A 2,947-nucleotide genomic window follows, 5' to 3' on the forward strand; every position below is an offset into this window, starting at 1 on the left:
ATGAACCCGCCGCGCAATCTTGCGCGCATGCTCCACGCCTTCTTAGAGCGCGTAGCCCAACAGGGTCAACATCATCCGCGGGTCGTAGACCTCCCGTCCGACCGTGCCCTGGACCGCCCTGGCGCCGTCCGTGAACCCCGACAGATCGAACTGCCCCAACGTCGTCCACAACATACTGCCAATCGCAATCGTGGCGATCGTGCGGACAAATGCTCCCACTATCCGACTCGCCAGCGAGGGAATCGATCGCTGGGGAAAAGCGATCGATGGCAGATAGCCAAACAGGAAGATAAAGACGATCGCCACCCACCCATTGGCGAGCACATCAATGATGACGGATGGTTGACTAAACACGCGCTGACAGAAAGAAGCTACAATTTCCAGTGTATGCGGATTCACGTGCGCACCAACAATTTACCGCAGCGGAATGCCGCAATCTTCATCGCTGCTGACATTAATTACGTAAATTTGGTTGGGGGCGATCGAGAGATCGCCTATAATATTCTTCGGCAGTAACATGCTGCGGTCGGATTCATTCCCGCCCACCCCAATTCTCGATCTCGATTCTCAGGAGCTAAACTTACGGCTTATACGCGCCCCCTCGCCAATCTTATCGAGCAGTTGCAACGATTGCCTGGAGTAGGTCCCAAATCTGCTCAGAGGCTAGCTTTACATATTCTCAAACGCTCGCCTCAAGAGGTCGAGCAATTAGCCACAGCTCTAATTGAAGCCAAACAACAAGTTGGCTTGTGTCAAGTCTGTTTTCACCTCTCGGCCGAGCCGATTTGTGATATCTGTCGGAATCCCCAACGCGATCGCCAAACGATCTGTATTGTCGCTGACTCGCGCGATGTAATTGCCTTAGAAAGAACCCGCGAATTTAGCGGTCAGTATCATGTCTTAGGTGGGATCATTTCCCCAATGGATGGGATCGGCCCCGAACAGTTAAATATTTCCTCACTACTGCACCGGATCTCGCAGCAGGATGTCAAAGAAGCGATCGTCGCCGTCAGTCCCACCGTCGAAGGTGAAACCACAACTTTATATCTGGGCAGATTGATTTCGCCCTTAACCAAAGTCACCCGCATTGCCTTCGGACTGCCAATGGGTGGCGATCTAGAATATGCTGACGAAATTACCCTCGCCCGCGCTCTTGAAGGCAGGCGAGAAATAAGTTAACTTAGAGTAACAACATCCCCCGCATCATCGACGCGGAGATCGTTGGATGGATCGCAATTTTCCAACTCAGTTATCGACAGATTCGGCTGTTAATTAACTAACGATCGACAATCCTAAGTTAATTTCTTCTTGATTAACACAATCAATTGACCGAGTTGTTTTTTCAAGGTATCGACTTCAGTTTCCAGGTGAATGACCTTTTGAACTGTGGCTTGATATTGTTCTGGATCGCGATCTGGGCGAGTAGCTTCAAATCTAGCCATCAAGTCTTGAATCTCGGCAGCGTGCGCCCGATCTGTCGCCACCAGTTGGGCTTGTAGCTCGTGGATCTGCGTACTAGTAGCCGATTGGAAGGTGGCCAATTGCTCTTGCGCTCGATCGATCTGAGCTTGCAAGCGATCGAGTTCGTCATTAGTAGCTGGATATTCACCTGCGACCAAGGCCACTGGTTGTGGTAGCTCTGAAGTCAGGCGCGGACGAGCTTTGCGAGCTTTAGTCATTGCCGACTGGATCGCATCTTTGAGAATCACCCGATCGAACGGTTTCTCAATGAATTCAAAAAATTCAAACGGTTCGGAAATCTTGCTGGTGACTTCCTCTTTTTTGCCAGACATCAATACCAACGGGATCTTCTGAAAGTCTGGATGTGCCTGAATTTGTTGAAAGACATCCCACCCACTCATTTTGGGGAGGATAAAATCTAACATAATTAAAGAAGGGTGCTCTTTTTCGACAAAATTAATGCCTTCTAGCCCATCTTTTGCTTCAATCACTTCAAAGTCGCCTTCGGGAAGCATATCGCGAACCGTCTTTCTGATGACGCGACTATCATCAATTACCAAGATTTTACTAGTTGCCACACTTGACTCCTTGTTGTCTGTTATGAACTTAGGTGTTGTTACTCGTCGTTACTCCTATCCTATAATTCAGAGGGTTGAACTCAGTTTCAGTGCAAATCGGTAAAACTTTCTAAAAAAAATTGCAATTTGGCGATCGCGCGGCTTGACTCCCCCAGGATTTAAAATTGCTAAAATCCAAGGTTAACACCGATCGTCCCATCAATTTAGCCTAATTTAATTAGTAAATTCAAGGGTAGCCGATCGATACCATCTCCGCCAAATTCCTGTAACCCTTGCTCACCCACGATCTCAAATACATGTCCTCATCTCCAGCAGATTTAGCCCGTTGGCGCGCCGAAGTCCAAGCTCTCCCGCCCTGGTTGCGGCGATCGATCGGCACGGCTAGTGAACTTTCCACTGTCCAGCAGATTATCAAGCAGCGACAGATCCACACGATCTGCGAAGAAGGTCGCTGCCCCAATCGCGGTGAATGCTACAGTCAAAAAACAGCCAGTTTCTTGCTGATGGGGCCGACTTGTACCCGCAGTTGTGGCTTTTGTCAGGTCGATAAAGGGCACGCACCGATGCCCTTAGATCCCCACGAACCCCAGAAAGTCGCCGAAGCTGTCGGACTGCTAAGTTTAAAATATGTCGTCTTAACCGCCGTCGCGCGCGACGATCTCGCCGACGGTGGTGCGGGTTGGTTTGTCGCGACGATCGAGGCAATTCGCGATGTAAATCCCGATACTCAGGTGGAAGTACTCACACCCGATTTTTGGAGTGGCATTGATGCTCATCGCCACCAACAGCAGCGGATCGCCACTGTAGTGGGCGTCAGACCAGCTTGTTACAACCATAATATCGAAACAATAGCCAGACTCCAAGATCGAGTCCGGCGGGGGGCAAAATACCAGCGCTCGCTAGATGTG

General features: G+C 49.9%; 4 protein-coding genes. 3 read left to right on the top strand and 1 reads right to left on the bottom strand.

Annotation, left to right across the window (positions count from 1 at the left end):
• Together RMO27_RS22370 and recR are read left to right on the top strand one after the other, a co-directional pair.
• The coding region (locus RMO27_RS22370) for a hypothetical protein (RefSeq protein WP_309736744.1) at positions 1–516 on the top strand (516 nt) is incomplete at its 5' end.
• 18 nt (positions 517–534) lie between these two features.
• On the top strand, positions 535–1,179 hold the full coding sequence (recR, locus tag RMO27_RS22375) for a recombination mediator RecR (protein ID WP_309736747.1): 645 nt from the start codon (positions 535–537) through the stop codon (positions 1,177–1,179).
• A gap of 113 nt (positions 1,180–1,292) precedes the next feature.
• Here the strand turns inward: recR and RMO27_RS22380 are convergent, their stop codons facing one another.
• The gene (locus RMO27_RS22380; protein WP_309736745.1) at positions 1,293–2,039 is read right to left on the bottom strand and encodes a response regulator; all 747 of its coding nucleotides are present in this window, start codon (positions 2,037–2,039) and stop codon (positions 1,293–1,295) included.
• 296 nt (positions 2,040–2,335) lie between these two features.
• Between RMO27_RS22380 and RMO27_RS22385 the strand changes: the two genes are divergently transcribed.
• Positions 2,336–2,947: lipoyl synthase (locus tag RMO27_RS22385; protein WP_309736746.1), on the top strand; the 612-nt coding region annotated here is incomplete at its 3' end.

Source organism: Chamaesiphon sp. OTE_75_metabat_556 (assembly GCF_031378165.1).
Classification (GTDB): domain Bacteria; phylum Cyanobacteriota; class Cyanobacteriia; order Cyanobacteriales; family Chamaesiphonaceae; genus Chamaesiphon.